Source organism: Actinomadura sp. NPDC023710, from assembly GCF_040639875.1.
In the GTDB taxonomy this organism is placed as follows: domain Bacteria; phylum Actinomycetota; class Actinomycetes; order Streptosporangiales; family Streptosporangiaceae; genus Spirillospora; species Spirillospora citrea.
In genome coordinates this window covers 209588-233829 of record NZ_JBFAGB010000011.1, presented here as the reverse complement: position 1 = coordinate 233829, position 24242 = coordinate 209588, and the positions used below count along the sequence as shown (strand labels likewise).

Annotated in this window: 22 protein-coding genes; 13 read left to right on the top strand and 9 right to left on the bottom strand. The window is 72.2% G+C overall.

Annotated elements, in window-relative coordinates:
• The first annotated feature begins 43 nt into the window (after positions 1–43).
• Positions 44–409, top strand: a complete 366-nt coding sequence (locus AB0H37_RS15600) for a hypothetical protein (protein ID WP_179836259.1) — start codon at positions 44–46, stop codon at positions 407–409.
• Here the strand turns inward: AB0H37_RS15600 and dxs are convergent.
• The gene (dxs, locus tag AB0H37_RS15595) at positions 406–2328 is read right to left on the bottom strand and encodes a 1-deoxy-D-xylulose-5-phosphate synthase (RefSeq protein ID WP_179836260.1); all 1923 of its coding nucleotides are present in this window, start codon (positions 2326–2328) and stop codon (positions 406–408) included. The two genes, AB0H37_RS15600 and dxs, sit on opposite strands and share 4 nt — an antisense overlap.
• Before the next feature lie 150 nt (positions 2329–2478).
• Between dxs and idi the strand changes: the two genes are divergently transcribed.
• The 5 genes from idi to AB0H37_RS15570 all read left to right on the top strand — a co-directional run bounded on the left by idi (position 2479) and on the right by AB0H37_RS15570 (position 7007).
• On the top strand, positions 2479–3057 hold the full coding sequence (gene idi / locus AB0H37_RS15590) for an isopentenyl-diphosphate Delta-isomerase (RefSeq protein WP_329088105.1): 579 nt from the start codon (positions 2479–2481) through the stop codon (positions 3055–3057).
• A 153-nt stretch (positions 3058–3210) separates the two neighbouring features.
• Positions 3211–4515: an ABC transporter substrate-binding protein gene (locus tag AB0H37_RS15585; protein ID WP_360613218.1), complete on the top strand. Its 1305-nt coding sequence runs from the start codon at positions 3211–3213 to the stop codon at positions 4513–4515.
• A complete protein-coding gene (locus tag AB0H37_RS15580) occupies positions 4512–5420 on the top strand; it encodes a sugar ABC transporter permease (RefSeq protein ID WP_229810110.1) in 909 nt (302 codons plus the stop codon). Before AB0H37_RS15585 ends, AB0H37_RS15580 begins: the two co-directional genes overlap by 4 nt.
• On the top strand, positions 5417–6334 hold the full coding sequence (locus AB0H37_RS15575) for a carbohydrate ABC transporter permease (RefSeq protein ID WP_360613216.1): 918 nt from the start codon (positions 5417–5419) through the stop codon (positions 6332–6334). Before AB0H37_RS15580 ends, AB0H37_RS15575 begins: the two co-directional genes overlap by 4 nt.
• Before the next feature lie 244 nt (positions 6335–6578).
• Positions 6579–7007 (top strand): hypothetical protein, encoded by a 429-nt coding sequence (locus AB0H37_RS15570; RefSeq protein WP_360613239.1) that lies wholly within the window; start codon positions 6579–6581, stop codon positions 7005–7007.
• 19 nt (positions 7008–7026) lie between these two features.
• Here AB0H37_RS15570 and mug read toward each other — a convergent pair whose 3' ends face one another.
• Genes mug through AB0H37_RS15550 form a run of 4 tightly spaced genes read right to left on the bottom strand, consistent with a single transcriptional unit; the run spans position 7027 to position 9913 of the window.
• Positions 7027–7590 (bottom strand): G/U mismatch-specific DNA glycosylase, encoded by a 564-nt coding sequence (mug, locus tag AB0H37_RS15565; RefSeq protein WP_360613214.1) that lies wholly within the window; start codon positions 7588–7590, stop codon positions 7027–7029.
• Positions 7590–8309, bottom strand: a complete 720-nt coding sequence (locus AB0H37_RS15560; RefSeq protein ID WP_329088098.1) for a sulfite exporter TauE/SafE family protein — start codon at positions 8307–8309, stop codon at positions 7590–7592. Before AB0H37_RS15560 ends, mug begins: the two co-directional genes overlap by 1 nt.
• 22 nt (positions 8310–8331) lie before the next feature.
• Complete coding sequence (locus AB0H37_RS15555; RefSeq protein WP_360613212.1) at positions 8332–9282, bottom strand: aldo/keto reductase; 951 nt, start codon at positions 9280–9282, stop codon at positions 8332–8334.
• A gap of 40 nt (positions 9283–9322) precedes the next feature.
• Positions 9323–9913 (bottom strand): TetR/AcrR family transcriptional regulator, encoded by a 591-nt coding sequence (locus AB0H37_RS15550; RefSeq protein ID WP_179836266.1) that lies wholly within the window; start codon positions 9911–9913, stop codon positions 9323–9325.
• An 86-nt stretch (positions 9914–9999) separates the two neighbouring features.
• Between AB0H37_RS15550 and AB0H37_RS15545 the strand changes: the two genes are divergently transcribed.
• Positions 10000–10719: an SDR family oxidoreductase gene (locus AB0H37_RS15545; RefSeq protein WP_360613210.1), complete on the top strand. Its 720-nt coding sequence runs from the start codon at positions 10000–10002 to the stop codon at positions 10717–10719.
• Between the two features lie 57 nt (positions 10720–10776).
• Here the strand turns inward: AB0H37_RS15545 and AB0H37_RS15540 are convergent, their stop codons facing one another.
• The 4 genes from AB0H37_RS15540 to AB0H37_RS15525 all read right to left on the bottom strand — a co-directional run bounded on the left by AB0H37_RS15540 (position 10777) and on the right by AB0H37_RS15525 (position 17002).
• A complete protein-coding gene (locus AB0H37_RS15540) occupies positions 10777–13542 on the bottom strand; it encodes an aconitate hydratase (RefSeq protein ID WP_360613208.1) in 2766 nt (921 codons plus the stop codon).
• 325 nt (positions 13543–13867) lie between these two features.
• The gene (locus tag AB0H37_RS15535) at positions 13868–14086 is read right to left on the bottom strand and encodes a hypothetical protein (RefSeq protein WP_179836268.1); all 219 of its coding nucleotides are present in this window, start codon (positions 14084–14086) and stop codon (positions 13868–13870) included.
• Positions 14087–14295: 209 nt separating this feature from the next.
• A complete protein-coding gene (locus AB0H37_RS15530; protein ID WP_360613206.1) occupies positions 14296–15864 on the bottom strand; it encodes a carboxylesterase family protein in 1569 nt (522 codons plus the stop codon).
• A gap of 154 nt (positions 15865–16018) precedes the next feature.
• Positions 16019–17002 (bottom strand): DUF2804 domain-containing protein, encoded by a 984-nt coding sequence (locus AB0H37_RS15525; protein WP_360613204.1) that lies wholly within the window; start codon positions 17000–17002, stop codon positions 16019–16021.
• 132 nt (positions 17003–17134) lie between these two features.
• Here AB0H37_RS15525 and hpnC point away from each other — a divergent pair, with 132 nt between their 5' ends.
• From hpnC to hpnH, 6 genes are read left to right on the top strand one after another with little or no spacing between them, the layout of a single operon-like run.
• Entirely contained in the window at positions 17135–17998 is an 864-nt protein-coding gene (hpnC, locus tag AB0H37_RS15520; protein WP_179836271.1) for a squalene synthase HpnC, read from the top strand.
• Positions 17995–18912 (top strand): squalene/phytoene synthase family protein, encoded by a 918-nt coding sequence (locus AB0H37_RS15515; RefSeq protein ID WP_360613202.1) that lies wholly within the window; start codon positions 17995–17997, stop codon positions 18910–18912. The genes hpnC and AB0H37_RS15515 overlap by 4 nt, the downstream gene beginning before the upstream one ends.
• Positions 18909–20228, top strand: a complete 1320-nt coding sequence (gene hpnE, locus AB0H37_RS15510) for a hydroxysqualene dehydroxylase HpnE (protein ID WP_360613200.1) — start codon at positions 18909–18911, stop codon at positions 20226–20228. The genes AB0H37_RS15515 and hpnE overlap by 4 nt, the downstream gene beginning before the upstream one ends.
• A complete protein-coding gene (locus AB0H37_RS15505) occupies positions 20225–21250 on the top strand; it encodes a polyprenyl synthetase family protein (protein WP_329088088.1) in 1026 nt (341 codons plus the stop codon). The genes hpnE and AB0H37_RS15505 overlap by 4 nt, the downstream gene beginning before the upstream one ends.
• The gene (gene shc / locus AB0H37_RS15500) at positions 21250–23226 is read left to right on the top strand and encodes a squalene--hopene cyclase (protein WP_329088086.1); all 1977 of its coding nucleotides are present in this window, start codon (positions 21250–21252) and stop codon (positions 23224–23226) included. The genes AB0H37_RS15505 and shc overlap by 1 nt, the downstream gene beginning before the upstream one ends.
• Positions 23227–24231 carry an adenosyl-hopene transferase HpnH gene (hpnH, locus tag AB0H37_RS15495; protein WP_179836276.1) on the top strand — a complete coding sequence of 335 codons (1005 nt, stop codon included), beginning with the start codon at positions 23227–23229 and terminating at the stop codon, positions 24229–24231.
• Positions 24232–24242 lie beyond the last annotated feature (11 nt).

Sequence of the window (24242 nt, the reverse complement as noted above, 5' to 3'; positions counted from 1 at the left end):
GAAACTAGTGACGGAAAGGTGACCTGGACGCTACGGTGCGCGTGTGACCGGCGGTCCTGAACTGTACGGGTTCCCCCCACCCGAGACGGTCCCCGACCTCAGGTGGCTAGGACCCGACTACGTCTCCGTACTCGTGTACGACCTGACGCTGGGTCTCCTGCGCCAGGACCCGCGGACGTCCGTCATGGGCGTGCGGTGCGAGGGCGCGCCCCGGCTCGCGCCCTCGGTCGACCCCGCGGGCGTCATCCGCGCGCACGACGCCTGCTTCCCGCTCCAGGTCTACGTCCAGGACGGCGCGGGGCGCCCCTGGTGCCTGCGCGGGCGATGGACGTACTCGGGACGTGAGCTCGGCACGTCCGCCGCGTCCATCACCCACGCGTGGCGGCTGCTGTCCGCGGAAGGCGCCTAGGAGCGCTCCTCCGAGGCGGCGGGCTCGTCGGCGTCGGCCGTGATGCGGGCCACCGACTCGGTCACGTCGCGCGCCAGGGCCTGCGGCGTGAGCCCGATGTCGGTGAGGATCTGGCTCCGGGACGCGTGGTCGAGGAACTCCTGCGGGATGCCGAAGGTGCGCAGGGGCACGTCGACGCCGGCGTCGCGCAGCAGCCGGGCCACGGCGTCGCCGACGGCGCCGGTGCGGCCGTTGTCCTCGGCGACGGCGACGAGGGTGTGCTCGCCGGCGAGGTCGAGCAGCGCCGGGTCGAGCGGCTTCACCCACCGGGGGTCGACGACGGTGACGCCGATGCCCTGCGCGGCGATCAGCTCCGCCGCCTCGACCGCGGGCGCCGCCATCGAACCGGCCGCGACCATGAGGACGCGGGTGCCGTTGGAGCCGTCGTGGCGGGCCAGCACGTCCATGCCGCCGGCCTTGCCGACCGCCTCGATGTCGGCGGCGGCGGGGCCCTTGGGGTAGCGGATCGCGGTCGGGCCGTCGGAGACCGCCACGCACTCGCGCAGCAGCTCGCGGAGCCGGGCACCGTCGCGCGGGACGGCGATGCGCATGCCCGGGACGAGCTGCAGGATCGACATGTCCCACATGCCGTTGTGGCTGGCGCCGTCGTCACCGGTCACGCCGGAGCGGTCCAGGGCGAAGGTGACGGGCTGGCGGTGCAGCGCCGTGTCCATCAGGACCTGGTCGAAGGCGCGGTTGAGGAACGTGGCGTACACGGCCACGACCGGGTGCAGCCCGCCCATCGCGAGCCCGGTGGCGGAGGTGACGGCGTGCTGCTCGGCGATGCCCACGTCGAAGATGCGGTCGGGAAACGCCTCGGCGAACGGCGCGAGCCCGACCGGGTAGAGCATCGCGGCGGTGATGCCGACGACGTCGCGGCGCTCCCGCCCGATCGCCACCATCTCCTCGCCGAAGACCTTCGTCCAGGCGGGTCCGCCCTTGCCGGTGACGAACTTGCCGGTGGCGGGGTCGAACGCGCCGCCGCCGTGCATGCAGTCCTCGGTGTCGTTCTCGGCGGGGGCGTAGCCGCGCCCCTTGGTGGTGATGCAGTGCACGATCACCGGGCGGCCGAACCCGCGGGCGCGGCGCAGCGCCCGCTCGACGGCGTCCTCGTCGTGGCCGTCGATCGGGCCGACGTACTTCATGCCGAGGTCCTCGAACATCGCCTGCGGCTGCAGGACGTCCTTGAGGCCCTTCTTGATGCCGTGCAGCGCCTCGTAGGCGACGTTGCCGACCACGGGCGCCCGCGGCACCGTCTTCTTGATCAGGTCGAGGGCGTTCTCGTAGCCCTGGGTGACGCGGAGGTCGGCCAGGTGCGAGGCGAGGCCGCCGATCGTCGGCGAGTAGGACCGGCCGTTGTCGTTGACGACGATGATGACGGGGCGGTCGACGCCGGCGGCGATGTTGTTCAGCGCCTCCCAGCACATGCCGCCGGTCAGCGCGCCGTCACCGACGACCGCGACGACGGCGCGGTCGTCCTCGCCGCGCAGCTGGAACGCCTTGGCGAACCCGTCGGCGTAGGACAGGGCGGTCGAGGCGTGCGAGTTCTCGATGATGTCGTGCTCGGACTCGGCGCGGCTCGGGTAGCCCGACAGGCCGCCGCGCTTGCGCAGCAGCTCGAAGTCGTGCCGACCGGTGAGCATCTTGTGCACGTAGGCCTGGTGGCCGGTGTCGAAGAGGATCTTGTCGTGCGGCGAGTCGAAGACGCGGTGCAGCGCGATCGTCAGCTCGACGGCTCCCAGGTTGGGCCCCAGGTGCCCGCCGGTCCTGGAGACCGCCTGGACGAGGAACTCGCGGATCTCCTCCGCGAGCCGAGACAGCTGAGCGGCGTCCAGTCGCTTGAGGTCGTCGGGACCTGTGATCGACTCCAGCAAGCTCACTCGTTTCAACTCCTCCGTCGGGGATTCGGTCTCCCCTGGCTCGGGCCGTTCCGAGTTTAATCCCGGTTCGCCCGCGACGCGCCGCAGACCACCCGCCCGGGGGGTGTGAAAAGACTGACCCCGGTGCGAGGGATGAGGTAGGAAAAGAGCATGGGCGTCGAAGAGATTGTGCTGCTCAACGCGGACGACGAGGCCGTCGGAACCGCTCCCAAGAGCGCCAGCCACCATAGAGACACGCCGTACCACCTGGCCTTCTCCTGCTATGTCACGGACACGGAGGGTCGTGTTCTGATCACTCAGCGCGCCCTCGGCAAGCGAACCTTCCCCGGCGTCTGGACGGGCAGCTGCTGCGGCCATCCGGGCCCCGGCGAGAAGCTCCGCGACGCCGTGCTCCGGCGATTGCGGGACGAGCTGGACATCCAGGACGCAACACTCACCACCGTCCTGCCCCGGTTCCACTACCGGGCCGTGGCCGAGGACGGGACGGTCGAGCACGAGCGCTGCCCGGTCGTGCGCGCCGTCGTCCCCGCGGGCAGGGCCGTCCACCCGAATCCCGAGGAGGTCGAGCGGGCCGAGTGGTGGACGTGGGAGCGCTGCCTGGAGCTGACCGGCAAGCCCGAGTCCTCCCCCTGGTACCGGCTCCAGCTGGCCGAACTGGCACCGCTCGGCTCGCCGCTTGACTGGCCGGACGCGGGGCGTTCCGGCCTGCCGCCCGCCCTCGGCTGGTAGCCGCGGACCGCCGCGTCCCGATCCGCGCCCACCGGGGCGCGGATCGGGGGCGTGTGGCGCGCATCACCGAAAGATCACTATTCGGCGTCCGGTGTTGACCGTCCGTCCGTCCAAGCAGACGCTTGTTTTTCGGTTTAACCGAAGGGACGGACGATGCGAGTACGTGCTCCCCGGCGCCGCTGGACGGCGGTCGCGACCGTGACGATGACGGCCGCCCTCGCCGTGTCGGCCTGCGGCGGCAGCGACGACAAGGGCTCCAACGACACATCCCAGGTCGAGGTCTTCTCTTGGTGGACCGGTCCGGGTGAGGCGGACGGGCTTGCCGCGATGCAGGCCGACTTCGAGAAGAAGAACTCCGGTACCAAGTTCGTCAACGCGGCCATCGCCGGCGGGTCCGGCACCCAGGCCCAGGCCGTCCTGGCGAGCCGGCTGCAGAACCGCAAGCCGCCGGACTCCTTCCAGGGCCACGCGGGCGCCGAACTGCTCGACTACATCAAGGCCGGGCAGATCGAGCCGCTGGACTCCTTCTACGACGACAACAACCTGAAGTCGGTCTACCCCCAGCAGCTCCTCGACCAGATCAGCTACAAGGGCAAGATCTACTCGGTGCCGGTGAACATCCACCGGTCGAACGTGCTCTGGTACAACCCGGGCATCCTCAAGGACGCCGGGATCTCCGCGCCGCCCGCGACGATCGCCGACTTCATCACCGCGCTGAAGGCCGTCAAGGACAGGACGAAGAAGGTCCCGCTGTCACTCGGCGCGCAGTGGACGGCCGACCACCTGCTGGAGAACGTCCTGCTGGGCGACCTCGGCACCGACGCCTACAACGCGCTGTGGAAGCCGGGCGCCGACTGGAGCAGCCCGGCCGTCACCAAGGCGCTCACCGACTACGCCGAGATCATGAAGTACACGACGCTGGAGGCCGCGTCCACCGACTGGCAGGGCGCCGCGAAGGCCGTGGTGGACGGCAAGGCCGCGTTCAACATCATGGGCGACTGGGCGTACGGGTACTTCGTCGGCAGCGCGCCCAACGGCCTCGGCAAGAAGCTCGACACCGATTTCAAGTACGCGCCCTCCCCCGGCACCGACGGCACCTACATGTGGCTGTCGGACAGCTTCACGCTGCCCAAGGGCGCACCCCACCGCGGCGGGGCCCTCGCATGGCTGAAGGAGGTGTCCAGCAAGGAGGGGCAGGACCTGTTCAACCCGAAGAAGGGGTCCGTCCCCGCCCGCAAGGACGCCGAGAAGAGCCTCTACAAGGGCTACCTCCAGTACGCGTTCGAGCAGTGGAACAAGCCCGGCATCAAGCTGGCGGGCTCTTTCTGGCACGGCGTCAACGCCAGTAAGAAGCAGCACACCGACATCGACACGGCGGTGGGCCTGTTCCTGCAGAACAAGGACGTCGCGAAGCTGCAGCAGGGGCTGGTGAGCGCGGCCAAGAACAGCGGCCAGTGAGGTCCTCCGGTTCCAGATGGGCCCGTAGCCGCAGGTGGCTGCCCGGGCTGCTGCTGGTCTCGCCGTCCATCGTCGCGATCGGCCTGTTCGTCTACGGGCTCATCTTCTGGAACACGCGGGTCGCGGTGAGCGGCAAGCACGACGAGGTCACCGAGTACGGGTTCGACAAGGGCAGGAACTTCGTCGACCTGTGGGACCAGCCCAGCTGGCCCGGCGCGGTGAAGCACGCGCTGCTGTTCACGGCGGTGTTCGTCGTCGGCGCCCTGGTCCTCGGCGCGTTCCTGGCCTTCCTGATGGACAAGGGCATCAGGGGCGAGGCGTCCTTCCGCGTCATCTACCTGTTCCCGATGGCGGTGTCGTTCATCGCCAGCGGCGTCGTGTGGCGCTGGCTGATGAACCCGGCGCCGCCGGAGCGCGCGGTCGGCCTCAACCAGCTGTTCGACAAGCTGCATCTCGGTGCGCTGGCGAACAGCTGGTGGCAGGACCCTGACTGGGGCATGGCGGCCATGGCGCTGCCCGCGATCTGGCAGATGTCCGGGTACGTCATGGCGCTGTACCTCGCCGGTTTCCGCGGCGTCCCCGAAGAGCTGCGGGAGGCGGCGCGGGTGGACGGCGCGTCCGAGTGGAAGGTGTACCGGTACGTGGTGTTCCCCCAGCTCCGCCCGGTGACGCTGTCCGCGCTGATCATTCTCGGGCACATCTCGCTGAAGGTGTTCGACCTGATCATGGCGATCGCGGGCAAGCAGATCATCACCTATGTGCCGGCCGTGGCCGCCTACGTCGAGATCTTCGACCGGCACGACCCGGCGAACGGCGCCACGATCGCCACCTACCTGCTGGTCGCGGTGGCCGTGCTGGTGATCCCCTATCTGGTCTGGTCGGTACGTTCGGAGCGGACGCGATGACGCGCGTGGAGGCATCCCCGGCGCCGATGTGGCGCCGGCTGGCGGGCGGGCTGCGCGGTGGCGGAGGCGGCGCGGCGGCGGGGCCGGGGAGGTCGTCCGGCGTCTGGCGCGCCGTGCGGCTCGCCGTGCTGCTGGCGTTCGTCCTGCTCTTCCTGATCCCCGTGTACGTGCTGGTGGTCACGAGCTTCAAGCCGCTGGACGAGGCGGACCCGAGCACCGCGTGGAACCTGCCGGGCCAGTGGAGCATGTCCGGCTGGAGCTCCGCGTGGGACGCGCTGCGGCCCGGCCTGGAGAACAGCGTCAAGATCGCCGTCTCGGGGTCGCTGATCTCGGCGGTGCTCGGCTCGCTGAACGGCTACGTGCTGTCCAAGTGGCGGTTCCCGGGTGCGGACGTGGTCTTCACGCTGTTCCTGTTCGGCATGTTCATCCCGTACCAGGCGGTGATGATCCCGCTGGCCGGCCTGCTCACCGACATGGAGCTGGTGGGCACGATCCGCGGCCTCGTCCTCGCGCACGTCGTGTACGGCATCCCGATCTGCACGCTGATCTTCCGGAACTACTACGTGACGATCCCGGACGAGCTGATCGAGGCGGCCCGCGTCGACGGCGCCGGGATGCTCCGCACCTACTGGTCGGTCGTCCTCCCCGTCTCGGCGCCGGCGTTCGCGGTGACGCTGATCTGGCAGTTCACCTCGATGTGGAACGACTTCCTCTTCGCGGTGTTCCTCGGCGCCCCCGACAGCTGGCCGGTCACGGTGATGCTGAACAACACGGCCGGTTCGGGGGCCGTGGCCGTCCAGTACAACCAGCAGATGGCCGAGGCGCTCCTCGCGTCCCTGCCGACCCTCCTGGTCTACCTGCTCCTCGGACGGTTCTTCATGCGCGGCCTCATGGCGGGCGCGCTGAAGGGCTGAGATTTCCACGGGTACGTCAACCGCATATCGGCCTCACGCGTCACATGGGTGATCAAGCACCTCATCGGTGCTAACAACCCATGACGGACAACGACCCTTTCGCCTTGTACGTTGGCAATTCCTGCGGGATGCGCCTAGCCTCTCGGGCATCGTCGCGCGACACCCGGCGTCCACCGCCGGGCGTCCCGGCGATCCCGGGGGGCGGACGGACCGGGCGGACAACGGAGGTGACCGCGTGCAGGCGATGAGTGTTCAGCAGCCTTGGGCGTTCGCGATCGCGCGTGGTGGCAAGAGCGTGGCGAACCAGAGCTTTCCGACCGCCTACCGCGGTCCGCTCCTCATCCACGCCTCGATGCGCGTCGACCTGAAGGCATGCGACTCCCCGCTGGTCCAGGCGGCCGGCTGGGACCCCCGCGACCCGCTCGCCACGATCGGCGCCGTCATCGCGGTCGCCGAACTCGACGACGTCTGCTCCGCCGCCGTCCGCGGCGCCGCCTGCGCCTGCGGCCCCTGGGCCGACTCCGCCTCCCACCACTGGCGCCTGTCCGGCATCCGGGCCCTCCCCCGCCCCATCGTCGCCCTGGGCCGCACCGACCTGTGGCAGCCCACCCCCACCCTCCTCAAAGAGGTGGACACGATGTTCGCCGTCGCCGCCCTCAACAACGCCAACTGAGCGTAGGACGACCGCTTGCTCATTGAGTTCTGAGGGCTTCGGCGGCTTTGCGGAGGCGGGTGAACTCGGCGGCGATGCGGTCGAGGGGCCAGCTCGCGTTGAGGCCGCTCGGGTTGGGGAGGACCCACAGGCGGGCGGGGCCGAAGTGCTCGTCCTGCGGGCCGATCTGCGTCCTGGGGCGGCCGAAGGCCGTGCGGTAGGCGGTGACGCCTGCGACGGCCAGGTAGGCCGGGCGGTGGCGTTCGACGAGGGCGGCCAGGCGGCGCCCGCCCTCGCGGAGCTCGGCGCCGGTCAGCTCGTCGGCGCGGGCGGTGGTGCGCGGCGCCAGGTTGGTGATGCCGAGGCCGTACCCGGGCAGGAGGTCCTGCTCGGACGGGTGCAGCCGGCGGTCGGTGAAGCCGGACAGGTGCAGCGCGGGCCAGAAACGGTTGCCGGGGCGGGCGAAGTGGCGGCCGGTCGCCCCCGAGTACAGGCCCGGGTTGATGCCGCAGAACAGGACGCGGAGCGTCCCGGGGACCTCGGGCAGGATGTCGGGGATGACGCGGTCGCGGGCGGCCTCCAGGTCGGCCTTGGTGGGGCGCATCAGATCAGGTTACGGACGATCAGTGCCGCCGCGGACGTCCCGACGACGGCGAGGAGCGCGATGCGCAGGCGCCCGGCGTCCAGGTAGCGGCGGAGCGGTCCTGCGGCGAGGAAGCCGGCGAACACGAACGGGATCAGCTCCACGCCCGCGACGATCTGCCGGGCCGGGAGGCGTCCGGCGGCGGCGAGGGTGAGCAGCGACAGCAGGGCGCCGGCGATGAAGAACACCGCCAGGGTCGCGCGGACGCGGGGGCCGCTCTCGCGCTGGTAGAGCAGCGCGATCGGCGGGCCGCCGATGCCGGACGCGGTGCCGGTCGTGCCGGAGATGACGCCGGCGGTGGCGAGCGTGCGGCGGTTGCGCGGCAGGTCCGCGGTCCAGGTCGTCAGGGCGAGCGCGGCGAGGACGACCACGCCGATCACGACGCCGAGGACGCGGTCCGGGGCGGCCGCCACCAGCCACACGCCGGCCGGCGTGCCGGCGAGGCGGCCGGCGAACGCCCAGCCGAGGCCGCTCAGGTCGGCGTGCCGAAGCTCCTGGGCGAGCGTCGCGAACGGCAGGACGAGCGCGATGACGAGGATCGCGCCGGGCATCAGGGACGGGAACAGCATCGTCACGATCGGCGTCGCGACCAGCCCGACGCCGAGGCCGACGCTGCCCTGCACGATCGCGCCGGCCAGCGCGGCCAGGCCCCCGATCAGGATGAAATCGACAGGTGGCACGCCGAGTGAGCCTACTCGGGGGTCAGGCGGAGGCTTCGGTCAGGCGGGTGAGCTGGTCCGCGGTCAGGGTCGTGCGGGCGGCCTCCACGAGCGGCGGGAGCTGCTCCAGGGTCCGGGCGCTGGCGATGGGCGCGGCGACGGTCGGCTGGGCGGCGAGCCAGGCGAGCGCGACGGTCGCGACCGGGACGTCCTGCTCCTCGGCGACGATGTCGAGCGCCGCCAGGACGGCGCGTCCGCGTTCGGTCTCCAGGTGCCGCGCCGCGCCCCCGGCGCGCGCGCTGTCCACCGTGGACCCGGGACGGTACTTCCCGGTGAGGAAGCCGGACGCGAGGCCGTAGTACGGGACGGCGGCCAGCCCGTACTTCTCGGCCAGGTCGCGTCGCGGGCCCTCGTAGGAGCCGCGGGAGACGAGGTTGTACTCCGGCTGGATCGCCACGTAGCGGGCCTTCCCCTCCCGCTCGGCGAACTCCAGGGACGCCTGGAGCCGGTCCAGCTCGATGTTCGACACCCCGATCTGCCGGACCTTGCCGGCGGCGACCAGCCCGTCCAGCGTCGTCATGATCTCCTCGACGGGCACCGACGGGTCGTCGAAATGGGTGAAGTACAGGTCGATGCGGTCGGTGCGCAGCCGGCGCAGCGAGTCGTCCACGGCCGCCCTCATCGTCGCCGCGGCGAGCCCCGGGTGCTCGGGGTGGCGGCCGCCCTTGGTCGCGATCACGAGGTCGTCGCGGTTGCCGCGCGCCTCCGCCCACTCCCCGATGATCGACTCGGACTCGCCGCCGCGGTTGCCCTCCACCCACGCCGAGTAGGAGTCGGCGGTGTCGAGGAAGTTGCCGCCGGCCCCGGCGTAGGCGTCCAGGATCTGGAACGAGCGCTCCCTGTCCGCGGTCCAGCCGAAGACGTTGCCGCCCAGGCAGAGCGGGAAGACGTCCAGGTCACCGATCTTGTGCATGGCATCCTTCTCGTCGATCACGGCACGAGGTTCCAGGGACCACTACCCCGTGCCGGCCGTGCTAGCCGCGGACCTGGGCGGTGAGGGCGCGGGCGAGCGCATCCGCCTCGGTCGCGGAGAGCGGCGCGTGCCCCACGAGGATGCGGTACCAGAGCACCCCGTAGGCCTGGTCGACGACGAGGTCGAGATCGGTCCCCGGTGAGACCTCACCGCGGTCGCGCGCGCGCTCCAGCAGCCCGCGCAGCACCGCGCGCCGTCCGGCGATGAAGGCGCGCATGTGCTCGCCGGCGTGCGGGTCGCGCTGCGCCTCGGCCATCGCGTGCCGCAGGACCGACACGGTGCGCTCGTGCCCGACGGCCCGGAACGTGGCGCGGAGGAACCCGCCGAGATCGCCGAGCAGCGAGCCGGTGTCCGGGACGGGGATGTCCGCGCCGGCGCGCTCGGCCACCGCCTCCAGCAGCACGGCGCCCTTGGACGGCCACCAGCGGTAGATCGTCTGCTTCCCGACGCCGGCCGCCGCCGCGATCGTGTCGATCGTCACGGGCGTGTCGCCGGTGCCGCCGAGCAGCTCGACGGCGACGTCCAGGATGGCCCGGCGCGCGGCCTCGTTGCGGCGCCGCCCCGTGTGCGGTCGGCGGGTCTCACCGGTCATGGGCCCGAGCATACCGTTTGACGGAACCGTCGGTCTCGGCAATCATTGTCGAGACAGAAAGTCTCGACAATGAAGGACGGCACATCATGACGCTGAACGGGGAGCGGGTCCTGGTCTGCGGCGGCACCTCCGGGATCGGCGCGGCCACCGCACGGCTCTTCGCCGGCCGGGGGGCCGACGCCGTCGTCACCGGACGCGACGCCGGGCGCCTGGCCAAGGCCGCCGCGGACGGGCTCACCGCACGCCGCCTGGACGCGGCCTCCGCGGAGGAGGTCGCCGCGTTCTTCGCCGAGGACACGGTCTACGACCACCTCGTCCTCGCGCTGAGCGGCGGAGCGGGCGCGGGCCCCATCGCCACCCTCGACCTGGCCGACCTGCGCGCCGGCTTCGAGGCCAAGTTCTGGTTGCACCTGCGGCTCGTCCAGGCCGCGCTCCCCCGGCTGGCGGCGGGCGGCTCGGTCACGTTCGTCACCGCCTCGTCGGCGCGGGCCGCGCTGCCCGGCACCGCCGGGCTCGCGGCGATCAACGGCGCACTGGAGGCGATGGTGCCGCCCCTGGCCGCCGAGCTGGCCCCGCTGCGCGTGAACGCCGTGTCCCCGGGCGTCATCGAGACCCCGTGGTGGGACGGCATGCCCGCCGAGCAGCGCGCCGCCATGTTCGCCGAGCACGCCGCCGCCCTGCCGGTCGGACGCGTCGGGCGCCCCGAGGACGTGGCGCAGGCGATCCTGATGACCGCGACGAACGGGTTCATCACCGGCAACGTCGTCGAGTGCAACGGCGGCCTGACCCTGCCCACCGGCCGCTGACCGCACGGGAACGGGCCGCCTCCCGCGTCGGGGAGGCGGCCCGTTTCGGCGTGCGGACTACTTGCGGAGCAGGTTCCGCAGGACGTACTGGAGGATGCCGCCGTTGCGGTAGTAGTCCGCCTCGCCGGGGGTGTCGATGCGGACGACGGCGGCGAACTCCTTGCCGTCGGCCCTGACGGTGACCTCCTCCGGGATCCCGCCCTCGTTGAGCGCGGTGACGCCGGTGATGTCGAACGTCTCGGTGCCGGTGAGGCCGAGGGACTCCGCCGACTCCCCGTCCTTGAACTGCAGCGGCAGGACGCCGAGGCCGATCAGGTTCGAGCGGTGGATGCGCTCGTAGGACTGGGCGATGACGGCGCGGACGCCGAGCAGCGCGGTGCCCTTGGCCGCCCAGTCGCGCGACGAGCCGGAGCCGTACTCCTTGCCCGCGATGACCACGAGCGGGGTGCCCTGCGCCGCGTAGTTCTGCGCGGCGTCGTAGATGAACGCCTGCGGCGCGTCCTGCCGGGTGAAGTCGCGGGTGTAGCCGCCCTCCACGCCGTCCAGGAGCTGGTTGCGCAGCCGGATGTTGGCGAACGTCCCGCGGATCATGACCTCGTGGTTGCCGCGGCGCGAGCCGTAGGAGTTGAAGTCCTTGACCGCGACGCCGTTGTCCTCCAGGTACTGCGCGGCGGGCGTGCCGGCCTTGATGGACCCGGCCGGGGAGATGTGGTCGGTGGTGACCGAGTCGCCCAGCTTGGCCAGGACGCGGGCGCCGTGGATGTCGGCGACCGGCTCCGGCTCGGCGCCCATGCCGTCGAAGTACGGCGCCTTGCGGACGTAGGTGGACGAGGCGTCCCACTCGAACAGGTGACCGGTCGGGATGTCGAGGCCCCGCCAGCGGTCGTCGCCCTTGAAGACGTCGGCGTAGCTCTGGGTGAACATCTCCTGCCCGATGGACGACTCGACGATCGCGGCGACCTCCTCCGGCGCGGGCCAGATGTCGGCCAGGCGGACCGGGCCGTCAGCGCCCTCGGCGATCGGGTCGTTGAGGATGTCGATGTCCATCGTCCCGGCGAGCGCGTAGGCGATGACCAGCGGCGGCGAGGCCAGGTAGTTCATCTTCACGTCGGGGCTGATGCGGCCCTCGAAGTTGCGGTTGCCCGACAGCACCGCGGTGACCGCGAGGTCGTTGTCGTTGACCGCCTTGGAGATCTCCGGCTGCAGCGGGCCGGTGTTGCCGATGCAGGTGGTGCAGCCGTACCCGACCAGGTTGAAGCCGATCTTGTCCAGGTACGGGGTGAGGCCGGCGCGCTCCAGGTAGTCGGTGACGACCTGGGACCCGGGCGCGAGGGACGTCTTCACCCACGGCTTGCGGGTCAGGCCCTTCTCCACCGCGTTCTTCGCCAGCAGCGCCGCCCCGATCATCACGTACGGGTTGGAGGTGTTGGTGCAGGAGGTGATGGCCGCGACGGCGACGTGCCCGTGGTCGAGCTCGAAGGACGTCCCGTCCTCCAGGGTGACCGGGACGAGGTTGTGCGGGCGCCCGGAACCGTTGGAGCCGTGCTGCCGCGGCTTGTCGCCGTTCGAGTCGTGGCCGATCGCCGGGGAGTCCGAGGCCGGGAACGACTCGCTGGACGCCTCGTCGGCCGCGCCCTGGATGCTCTCGGTGTAGTTCTGCACGTCCCGCCGCCAGGTCTGCTTGGCCTCGGCCAGGGAGATGCGGTCCTGCGGGCGCTTCGGGCCGGCCAGCGACGGGACGACCGTCGCGAGGTCCAGCTCCATGTACTCGGAGAACTCCGGCTCCACCGACGGGTCGAGCCACAGGCCCTGCGCCTTGGCGTAGGCCTCGACGAGCGCGATCTGCTCCTCGTCCCGGCCGGTGAGCCGCAGGTACTTCAGCGTCTCGTCGTCGATCGGGAAGATCGCGCAGGTGGAGCCGAACTCGGGGCTCATGTTGCCGATCGTGGCGCGGTTCGCCAGCGGCAGCGCGTGCACGCCCTCGCCGTAGAACTCCACGAACTTGCCGACGACGCCGTGCTCGCGCAGCATCTCGGTGATGGTGAGCACGAGGTCGGTCGCGGTCGTCCCGGCGGGCATCTCGCCGGTCAGCTTGAAGCCGACGACGCGCGGGATGAGCATCGAGATCGGCTGGCCGAGCATCGCGGCCTCCGCCTCGATGCCGCCGACGCCCCAGCCGAGCACGCCGATGCCGTTCTCCATCGTCGTGTGCGAGTCGGTGCCGACGCAGGTGTCGGGGTAGGCGACCCCGCCCCGGTCGAACACGACGCGGGCCAGGTGCTCGATGTTCACCTGGTGGACGATGCCGGTGCCGGGCGGGACGACCTTGAACTCGTCGAACGCCGTCTGCCCCCAGCGCAGGAACTGGTAGCGCTCCTTGTTGCGCTCGTACTCGCGCTGCACGTTGCGCTCGAAGGCGTCCGGCGAGCCGAAGTAGTCGACGATCACCGAGTGGTCGATCACCATCTCGGCCGGCGCCAGCGGGTTGATCCTGGTCGGGTCGCCGCCGAGGTCGCGCACCGCCTCGCGCATCGTGGCCAGGTCCACCACGCACGGCACGCCGGTGAAGTCCTGCATGATCACCCGTGCGGGGGTGAACTGGATCTCCTTGCTGGGCTTGGCCTTCGCGTCCCACTGCGCGAGCGCGCGGATGTGGTCGGCGGTGACGTTCGCACCGTCCTCGGTGCGCAGCAGGTTCTCCAGCAGCACCTTGAGGCTGTACGGGAGACGGGCCGAGCCCTCGACGGAGTCCAGCCGGTAGATGTCGTACGACCTGTCGCCGACCTGCAGCTTGTCGAGACTGCCGAAGCTGTTCGCGGACACGGACTCCTCCTCCGTCGCCACCGCGCGTCCGGTCCGGGACATGAGCGCGCGGCGCTGGGTTGATCTTCAATAAGGCCCGTCCCCGAGGCCGACGCGGGACGGCGCGCGGCGGGACGGGAGCTTCGTCTCCCTTGATCCTGCCTTAGTCGGACTCCTGACCGGGAATCAGGGCCGCCTAACTTCCGCCGCTTTTCTCTCGACGTCAAGCTATCTTCATATTATCTCGACATCAAGCTACTTGCTCCCCGTCCCTCGCCCCCGGCCCGACGAAAAGGACGGGTGCGGCCGGAGGGTTCCGGCCGCACCCGTCCTCGTGGTGCGTTGTCTACCTGAGCCAGAGGACCCACGGCGGGTAGCTGAGGTCGCTCGTGCACTTGTAGGCGTTGAAGCCCTCACGCACGTACTGCTGGCCGGCGTCGATGCACTTGGACTTGGTGGTGTAGCGGGCGTAGGCCTTCCAGTCGGCGGCATGGGCGGGCACGCTCATGCCGCAGACCGCCGCGATGGCGAGCCCGACGCCGACGACTGCCCTGCGAAGGCGCATCTGCGTCTTCCTCCCTGTGGGGGGCGTCCGAAACGATCTTCGTGCGATGGGTCCACGATGCGCCCGGAATCCGGCCCGTGCAAGAGGGCCGATCACACCCGTCGCGGATCATGAGTTCCTGCCGTCAGCGGGCGCGCCCCTTGGTCATCTGCCGACATGGCGCTCCCCGGGCGCGCACGGGGCGGCCGGGGGGCGGTCGGCGCGTCGGGTCAGAGGGAGTTCCAGAACGAGCAGCCGGCGGTCGTGGCGGTGTCGGTGCGGTGGATGGAGCCAGGGGCCAGGGACAGGACGTCGCCCGACGAGCGGAAGCGCGGCCAGGCCGGCGCCTGCCGCGCCCGGGGCCTGCCGTCGCGGGCGAAGGACGTCCAGTAGCCCACCATGGCGTCGGAGAGCCGCTGCTGCGCCGGGGTCAGGGTGCCGATCAGCCCCGGGAACAGGAACGTCAGCTCGCTGGCGTGCTCGGCGCCCTCCTCGAAGCCGGGGACGTCGAGCAGGGGCGGAGCGGACCGGTCGGCGAACTGGTACGCGTACACCGGGACGCCCGCACGCTTGAGCGAGCGGAACGCGTTCTGGTGCACGCAGGCCGACAGGACTTCGTTGGAGTCCGTCTGGAGCGTCGCCAACGCGATCCTGGGATCCGGGTAGTCCGCCGCCGGGTACTGGGCCAGTACCTTGCCGGCGTCGGCGCCGTAGGCGGAGCGGACGATGTCCTCGTACTCCGCGGCGGTGATGGGGTGCGGGTAGGAGAGGGAGACGAACAGGCGCATCTCGTCGAGCGTGTTGCCGTGCATCACCGGCACCCGGTTGAAGCGGCCCCGAGTGATCGCCTGCTCGGGCTGCAGCGGCAGGACCTGGTCGCCGCCCGCCACCGGGCCCGCGTCCGTGGCCTTGGCCTCGAAGGTCTCCAGCAGCGTCTTGACGGGCGTCGCGCGCAGGCACGCCGCGTTGGCCGAGGCCGAGTCCTTGTCGCACCCGAGTGCCTGGGCGATCGTCACCCCTTCGGCCTCCGCCGAGGCCTCCGTGCGCGCGGGTGCGGTGCACGAGTAGCTCTGCGCGATGACCTTGTGGAACAGCCCCGCGGCGGTAGGTGAGACGAGGTTGGCGCAGGAGTTCCACGAACCCGCCGACTCGCCGAACAGCGTGACGTTCCCGGGGTCCCCGCCGAAGGCCCCGGCGTTGCGCTGGACCCAGCGCAGGGCCGCCTGCTGGTCGAGCAGGCCGTAGTTGCCCGTCTGGTAGCGCCGGTCGGCGCCGGACTCCAGGGCCGGGTGCGCGAGCCAGCCGAACGCGCCGAGACGGTAGTTGATCGTGACGACCACGACGCCGCCGTCCTCGGCCAGCTTCGCCGCGTTGTAGATGCTCGCGGTGCCGGTCGTGTTACCGCCGCCGTGCACCCACACCATGACGGGCGATCCATGCCGGCGTTGCGGGCGGTCCGGTGTGGTGACGTTCAGATAGAGGCAGTCTTCCTCGTAGCTCGTCTCCCCGCCGTAGGGCGCGGGGAGTTGCGCGCACTGGCCGCGCGGGGCGGTGGCGTCACGAACGCCCTGCCACGGCCGCGCCGGTTGTGGCGGCCTGAAGCGCAGGTCTCCGGTCGGCGGTGCGGCGAACGGAATGCCCTGGAACAGACGGCGGCCTTCTTGCACCTGGCCTCGCACCACCCCCAGATCGGTGCGGACGACGGCGGACGAATCCGGTGCCTGGTGCTGGGCCGCGGCCGGAGCCGCCCCTCCTAAGAGGAGGGCGGATGCGAGCAGTGAGATTGCGGTGAGCCTCACAGGGTCCCCTATCAGCGTGACATCTCCTGGCACTCCCCGAGCGGTCGATCTCTTCGCATCACACCAGTCCTTGATCTCAAAAAAGACGCGAGCGGCCAACGTGTTCGTCTACGACACGATCGGCAGATTCGAGCACGACGCCCGCGGCGACGGCTCACCAGCGTTGGCGGGACTCCTCCGCCCAGCCGGTGAGGCCGTCGAAGTCGAGCCACGTGCCGTCGTCGGCCTGGGCGCGACCGCTGAAATGACCGAAGCACTGGTGGGTCTCCGTGCCGACGACGCCGAGCTCCGTCCGCGCGACCTTCTCGTGGAACGGCCGGAACTCGGCCTCGACGCGCGGCCCGCGGATCGTCCAGGGGCGCAGCCAGTCGCCGCGGTCGTAGGACCAGTCGAGCTCCTCGCCGATCTTGTGCAGCCGGCCGCCGGCGAACAGCGCGTTCTCGGTCATGCCGGTGCCGTCGGTCCACTTGCCGCCGAGTTGCAGGCCCAGGCCGGGGCCGCTCGCCGCCGCCCAGTTCCACGTCATCCGGTACGGCCACTTGCCGCGCCCGTGGTCGAGGACGGCGAACGCGCCGTCCCCGATCTCGTGGTCGCCTGACAGGAGCCGCAGCCGCCCGTGCACGGGACGCCCGACGTCCTTGACCGTGTACTGGAAGCGCCGGACGCTCCAGGGGACCACCACGCCGAGCGACTCGTGGCCGTCCGGCAGCGGGACCCGGACGTCCAGGTCCACCAGGCCGGGGACCAGCGCCCGCACCCGCGAGCCGGACGGCCCCTGCCGGACGCCGACCGCGACCCCCGCCCCGCGCACCGACGCCTCTCCGGATCCGCTGCGGTCGGGGAACACCGCACCGCGCGCGAAGGGGACCACGCCGTCCCGGGAGGTCTCCTCGCCGGTGTCGCGGTCCAGCACGTACACGCCGTGCACCGCAGCGTAGTCGAGCGACGAGGCGACCAGCCCGATGACGTGCCGGGGCGTGACGATGCCCCAGTACTCCCAGCGCTTGGCCCGCCCCCAGCCGCGCAGGTTCGCCCGGTGCAGCGGGCGCCGCGTCCAGCCGACCGCCCGCGGATCGAGGCGCCCGTCCGGCGTGCACAGGTCGACGGGCTCGGTGATCTCGCGCTCATGGGTCGGCATGCCCCGAGGCTACCGAGCGGGCCGCGCGACGCCGTGACCCCTGGAACGGTTCAGCCCCGGACACGACCCGTTTAAATAAGTCCATACCTTGGCCAGAGTTTCTCTCGTGCCGGACCGGTCGATCTCCTCTAGGTGATCATTGAACCGCCCTGGAGCGCCGAGGAGCACGATCGCGCGCTGGACCGGCTCGCCTCCCGGGAGAACTTTCCGGTGGCGGCGCGGGTCCTGCCCGCCCGGCACCGCGCCGCCCTGCGGGCCGTCTACGGCTTCGCGCGGCTCGTCGACGACATCGGCGACGAGGCTCCGCCGGAGCAGCGGCCCAAGCTGCTCGGACTCGTGGACGACGACCTGGACCGCGTGTTCGCCGGGCGGACGCCCGCCCTGCCGCAGTTGCGAAGGCTGGCGGAGACGGTGCACGCGCACCGCATCCCCGAGGAGCCGTTCCGCGACCTCGTGCAGGCGAACCGGCAGGACCAGACCGTCCACCGCTACGAGACGTTCGCCGACCTGAAGGAGTACTGCGCGCTGTCCGCCGCGCCGGTGGGACGGATCGTCCTGTGCCTGTTCCGCGCGCACACGCCGCGCCTCGCGGCCGCGTCCGACGACGTCTGCACGGCCCTGCAGATCGTCGAGCACTGCCAGGACGCCGGGCAGGACTACCGGGTCGGCCGGATCTACCTGCCGGGCGAGGACCTGCGGCGGTTCGGCTGCGCCGAGGACGACCTCGCGCGCCCGGTCACGCCGACCCGGTTGCGCGGCGTCCTGGCGCTCCAGGCCGGCCGTGCGCGCGAACTGCTGGACGGGGGCGCCGCGCCGCTGCTGGCCGACCTGACGGGATGGGCGCGCATCGCCGTGGCGGGCTACGTGGCCGGCGGGCGCGCCGCGCTGTCGGCTCTGGAGCGCGGGCGGTACGACGTGCTCGCTCATGCGCTGCGTCCACGGCGGGCCACGCTGCCGGCCGGGTGGGCGCGCGCCCTTGGAAGGAGGGGGCGATGACGGTTTCGGAGACGTGCGAGGGTTCCGCGCGGGTGGTCGAGGCGTACCGGCACTGCGAGCGGGTGGTGCGTGAGGAGGCCCGCAACTTCTCCTACGGGATCCGGCTGATGCCGGCCCCGAAGCGGCGGGCGATGAGCTCGGTCTACGCGTTCGCGCGGGGCATCGACGACATCGGCGACGGCCCGGAGCCGGCGTGCGTCCGGCTCGACCTGCTGGACCGGTCGCGGCAGCGGCTGATGACCGTGCAGGAGGTGCTGCGGCGGCGGGTGGACGTCCGGGCGCTGGAGGGGCATCCGGTGCTGACCGCGCTGGCGGACGCGGCGGGGCGGTTCCCGATCCCCCTGGAGGCGTTCGAGGAGCTGATCGACGGCTGCGAGGACGACGTGCGCGGCGCCGACTACGAGACCTTCGACGACCTGCTGCGCTACTGCCAGCGGGTCGCGGGCTCGGTCGGGCGGCTGTCGCTCGGGGTGTTCGGGTCGGACGGCCGGCAGCGGGCCGAGGGCCTCGCCGACTCGCTCGGGGTCGCGCTGCAGCTCACCAACATCCTGCGCGACCTGCGCGAGGACAGGCTGGCCGGGCGCACCTACATCCCGGCCGAGGACCTGGCGCGGTTCGGGTGCACGCTGAAGCTGGACGAGTCGGGCGCGTTCATCGACCCGCCGTGGCGGCTGAACGAGCTGATCGGCTTCCAGGCGGAGCGGGCGCGGGCCTGGTACGCCGAGGGGCTGCGGCTGCTGCCGCTGCTGGACCGGCGCAGCGCGGCGTGCACGGCGGCGATGGCCGGCATCTACCGGCGGCTGCTGGAGAACATCGCCGCGCGCCCGCAGATCGCGCTGGACGCGCGGGTGTCGCTGCCGACCTGGCAGAAGGCCGTGGTGGCGGCGCGCGCACTGTCGGGGGTGGAGCGGTGAGCGTCGTCGTCGTCGGCGGGGGGCTCGCGGGCATCAGCGCGGCGATCGCGCTCCAGGAGTCGGGCGTTCCGGTCACGCTGCTGGAGTCCCGGCCGTGGCTGGGCGGCGCCACGCACTCGTTCGGGCGGGGCGAGCTGAGCGTCGACAACGGCCAGCACGTCTTCCTGCGGTGCTGCACGGCCTACCAGGGGCTGCTGCACCGGCTGCGCGCCGACCACCTCGTCGAGGTGCAGGACCGGTTCGACGTCCCCGTCCTGCGGGCGGGCGCGCCGCCGGCGCGGCTGCGCAGGTCGGGCCTGCCGAGCCCGCTGCACCTGCTGCCCGCGCTGGCCGGGTACGCGCCGCTGTCGGCCGCCGACCGGCTGAGGGCCGTGCGCGCCGCGCTGGGGCTGGCGCGCCTCGACCCCGCCGACCCCGTGCTCGACCAGGTCTCCGCCGGGGCGTGGCTGGCGCAGCGCGGGCAGCGGCCGTGGGCGCGGGAGGCGCTGTGGGGCCTGTTCCTCACGTCCGCGCTGAACGCCGAGGTGGACGACGCCGCGCTCGGCCTGTCGGCGATGGTGTGCCGGCGGGCGCTGTTCGGACGTCCCGACGCGGCCGACATCGGGCTGCCGCTCGTCCCGCTGGAGGAGCTGCACGGCGGCCCGGCGCTGCGGCGCATCGCGGAGATGGGCGGGACCGTCCGGCTGAAGGCCAGGGTGGAGGCCGTCACCGCCGACCCGAAGGTGGTCGTGGACGGGATGCCGATCGCCGCCGACGCGGTCGTCATCGCGGTGCCGCACGAGGCGGCGGCGCGGCTGCTGCCCGCCGAGGCGCTGCCGGAGCCGCTGCGCTGGACCGAGCTGGACGCCAGCCCGATCGTGAACGTGCACGTCGTCTACGACCGCAGGGTCATGGACGCGCCGTTCGCCGCCGCGGTCGGCTCGCCCGTCCAGTGGGTGTTCGACCGGACGGCGGTCAGCGGGCTGGACGGCGGCCAGTACCTCGCGGTGTCCCTGTCGGCCGCCGACCCGTGGATCGACATGCCGACCGCCGAGCTGCGCTCGCGGTTCGTCCCCGAGCTGCGGCGGCTGCTGCCCGCCGCGTGGGGTGCGCAGGTCCGGGAGGTGTTCGTGACGCGGGAGCGGCGCGCGACGTTCCGGCAGCGCCCCGGCAGTGCGGCCGCCCGCCCCGGCGCGGCGACGCGCGCGCCGGGCCTGTTCCTGGCCGGCGCGTGGACCGACACGGGCTGGCCCGACACCATGGAGGGAGCAGTGCGCAGTGGTCTCACCGCCGCCCGCCTGGTCCGCCGCCACCTGGAGAAGGTGAAGGACCGATGACGGCCGTGCCCGTTTCGCTGACCGATGTCCGTGAGCTGGTCGACGGCGCGCTGCGCGCCGCGGTCGGGCGGCTCGACCCGCGCACCTACCGCGTCGCGGCCTACCACCTCGGCTGGACCGACGAGGAGGGCCGCCCGCGCAGGGCCCCCGCGGGCAAGGCGCTGCGCCCGGCGCTGGCGCTGCTGTCCGCACGGGCCGCCCTGGCCCCCGCGGAGAGCGGGCTGCCGGGCGCCGTCGCCGTCGAGCTGGCCCACGCGTTCTCGCTCCTGCACGACGACATCATGGACCGCGACCGGACGCGCAGGCACCGCCCGGCGGCGTGGACGGTGTTCGGCGACGCGTCCGCGATCCTGGCGGGCGACGCCCTCCTCGCCCTCGCGGGAGAGGTCCTGCTGGAGGCGCCGGGCCAGGGCTCGGCGCGGGCGGCCCGCGCGCTGGCGGCCGCCGTCCGCCGCCTGGTCGCCGGGCAGTCCCTCGACATGGACTTCGAGACGCGCAGGCAGATCGGCGTGGACGAGTGCCTCACGATGGCGTCCGGCAAGACCGCCGCGCTGCTCGCGTGCTCGTGCGCGATCGGGGCCGTCCTGGACGGTGCGCCGGAGCGGCTGTGCGAGGCGCTGGAGGCGTTCGGCGAGGACCTCGGCATCGCCTTCCAGCTCGTGGACGACCTGCTCGGCATCTGGGGCGACCCGGCGACCACCGGCAAGCCCGCGCTGTCGGACCTGCGGTCCCGCAAGATGTCGCTGCCGGTCGTCGCGGCGCTGAACTCCGGGACACCGGAGGCCGCGCGTTTGGCCGAGCTGTACGCGCGGCCCCTGCCGGCCGAGGAGGAGGCGGCCGGGGAGGAACTGGCCGAGGCCGCCGAGCTGGTGGAGGCCGCGGGCGGGCGCGCCTGGGCCGAGATGGAGGCCGAGGGCCGCATCCAGCGCGCCGCCGAGCACCTGCTCACCGCGCGGCTGCCGGACCCCGTCCGCGCCGAGTTCCTGCACATCGCCGACTTCGTCACCCGCCGGGACCACTGATGACGACGACAGAGCCCACCACCGGGACGACGCCCGCCACAGCACCGCCGCCCGCCGCGGGACCGACGCCCGCCCCGGGATCTCCGGTCGTCGCGGAACCGCCGGGCCCCGGCGGGGCGGGCCGGATCAGGACGGCGGCCCAGGCGCTGAAGGCCGCCCGCGACCACCTGCTCCTGCTCCAGTCGCCGGAGGGCTGGTGGAAGGGCGAGCTGCAGACCAACGTGACGATGGACTCGGAAGACCTGCTGCTGCGCGAGTTCCTCGGCATCCGCGACGACGCGGACACCACCGAGACCGCGCGCTGGATCAGGTCCCAGCAGGCCGCGGACGGCACCTGGGCGAACTTCCACGACGGCCCGCCGGACCTGTCCACGACCGTCGAGGCCTACGTCGCGCTGCGGCTCGCGGGCGACCCGCCCGACGCGGCCCACATGATCCGCGCCGCCGCCTTCGTCCGCGGCGGCGGCGGCATCCCGGCGACGCGCGTCTTCACGCGGTTCTGGCTGGCGATGTTCGGCCGCTGGTCGTGGGACGACCTGCCGGTGCTGCCGCCGGAGATGATGTTCCTGCCGCGCTGGTTCCCGCTGAACGTCTACGACTGGGCGTGCTGGGCGCGGCAGACGATCGTCCCGCTGACGGTGGTGGCCGCGCTGCGGCCCGTCCGGCCGCTCCCGTTCTCGCTGGACGAGCTGTACCCCGGCTACGACGTCCCCCCGGCCCGCCGCCGGGGCCTGTCCGGGTGGGACGCGGCGTTCGGGGCGCTCGACAAGGCCCTGCACGTGTACGAGCGGCACCCGGCGAAGGGGGTGCGAAGGGCCGCGCTGCGCCGCGCCGCCGAGTGGATCATCGCGCGGCAGGAGCGGGACGGGTCCTGGGGCGGGATCCAGCCGCCCTGGGTGTACTCGCTCCTCGCGCTGCACCTGCTCGGCCACGGCCTCGACCACCCGATCGTCCGGCGGGGCCTGGACGGGCTGGAGCGGTTCACGATCCGCGACGACCGGGGGCGGCGCCTGGAGGCGTGCCAGTCCCCCGTCTGGGACACCGCGCTCGCGGTGAACGCCCTGGCCGACGCGGGCCTGCCCGCCGGCCACCCCGCCCTGGAGCGGGCCGCCGAGTGGCTGATCGGCGAGGAGGTGCGGGGCCCCGGCGACTGGTCGGTGCGGCGCCCCGACCTGCCCCCCGGCGGCTGGGCGTTCGAGTTCGACAACGACTGCTACCCCGACACCGACGACACCGCCGAGGTGGTCCTCGCGCTCGGCCGCGCCCGGCTCCCGCAGGCCGAGCCGGCGATCGAGCGGGGGGTGCGCTGGATGGCGGGGATGGCCTCCCGGGACGGCGGGTTCGGCGCGTTCGACGCCGACAACACCCGCGCTCTGTGCCGCAGGCTGCCGTTCTGCGACTTCGGCGAGGTCATCGACCCGCCGTCCGCCGACGTCACCGCGCACGTGGTGGAGGCGATGTCCCACCGCGGCATGGCCGACTCGCTGGTGGTCAAGCGGGCCGTCGTGTGGCTGCTGAAGGCGCAGGAGCCGGACGGGTCCTGGTTCGGCCGCTGGGGCGCCAACCACGTGTACGGGACGGGCAGCGTCGTGCCCGCCCTCATCGCGGCGGGCGTCCGGCCGGGCAAGCCCGCGATCCGCGACGCGGTCGGCTGGCTGGAGCGCCACCAGCGCGACGACGGAGGCTGGGGCGAGGACCTGCGCTCCTACCGGGACCGGACGTGGATCGGGCACGGCGCCTCCACGCCGTCGCAGACCGCGTGGGCGCTGCTCGCCCTGCTGGCCGCCGGCGAGCGCGGACCGGCCGTCGAGCGCGGAATCCGCTGGCTCGTCGAGCACCAGCGCCCGGACGGCACGTGGGACGAGGACCACTTCACGGGGACCGGCTTCCCCGGCGACTTCTACATCAACTACCACCTCTACCGGCTCGTGTTCCCGCTCTCGGCGCTCGGCCGGTACCTGAAGGAGATCTCTTAAATGGCGATGCCACTGCGCCAGAGCCTGCGCGTCGGGGGCTACGTCCTGCGCAACAAACTGGCGGGGCGGACGAAATACCCCCTGATCATGGAGCTGGAGCCGCTGTTCGCGTGCAACCTGGCGTGCGCGGGCTGCGGGAAGATCCAGCATCCGGCGGACGTGCTCAAGCAGCGGATGCCGGTCGAGCAGGCGGTCGCGGCGGTCCGCGAGTGCGGCGCCCCGATGGTGTCGATCGCGGGCGGCGAGCCGCTGATGCACCCGCGGATCGGCGAGCTGGTCGCCGAGCTGGTGCGCATGAAGCGGTACGTGTTCCTGTGCACGAACGCCGCACTGATCCCGAAGAAGATCGACCTGTTCCGGCCGTCCCGCTACTTCGCCTGGGCGGTGCACGTCGACGGGCTGCGCGAGCGGCACGACGCGTCCGTCTGCAAGGAGGGCGTGTTCGACGAGGCGGTGGCCGCGATCAGGATGTGCCAGGAGCGGGGGTTCCGGGTCACGACGAACACGACCGTGTTCAACACCGACACCCCGCAGACCGTCATCGACGTCCTCGACTACCTCAACGACGAGCTCCGCGTCGACCAGATGATGATCTCGCCCGCGTACGCCTACGAGAAGGCGCCCGACCAGGACCACTTCCTCGGCGTGCAGGAGACCCGCGGCCTGTTCCGCAAGACGTTCGCGGACGGGCGCCGCGAGCGGTGGCGGTTCAACCACTCGCCGCTGTTCCTGGACTTCCTGGAGGGGAAGGTCGACTTCCCGTGCACGGCGTGGGCCATCCCGTCGTACTCGCTGAAGGGCTGGCAGCGGCCCTGCTACCTGATGGACGACGGCTACACCGCGACCTACCAGGAGCTCCTCGACACCACCGACTGGGGCGCCTACGGGCGGGGACGCGACGAGCGCTGCGCGAACTGCATGGCGCACTGCGGCTACGAGCCCACCGCCGTGTTCGCGACCATGGGCTCGCTCAAGGAGTCGCTGCGCGCCATGCGGAGCATCTGACCACGGAGCAT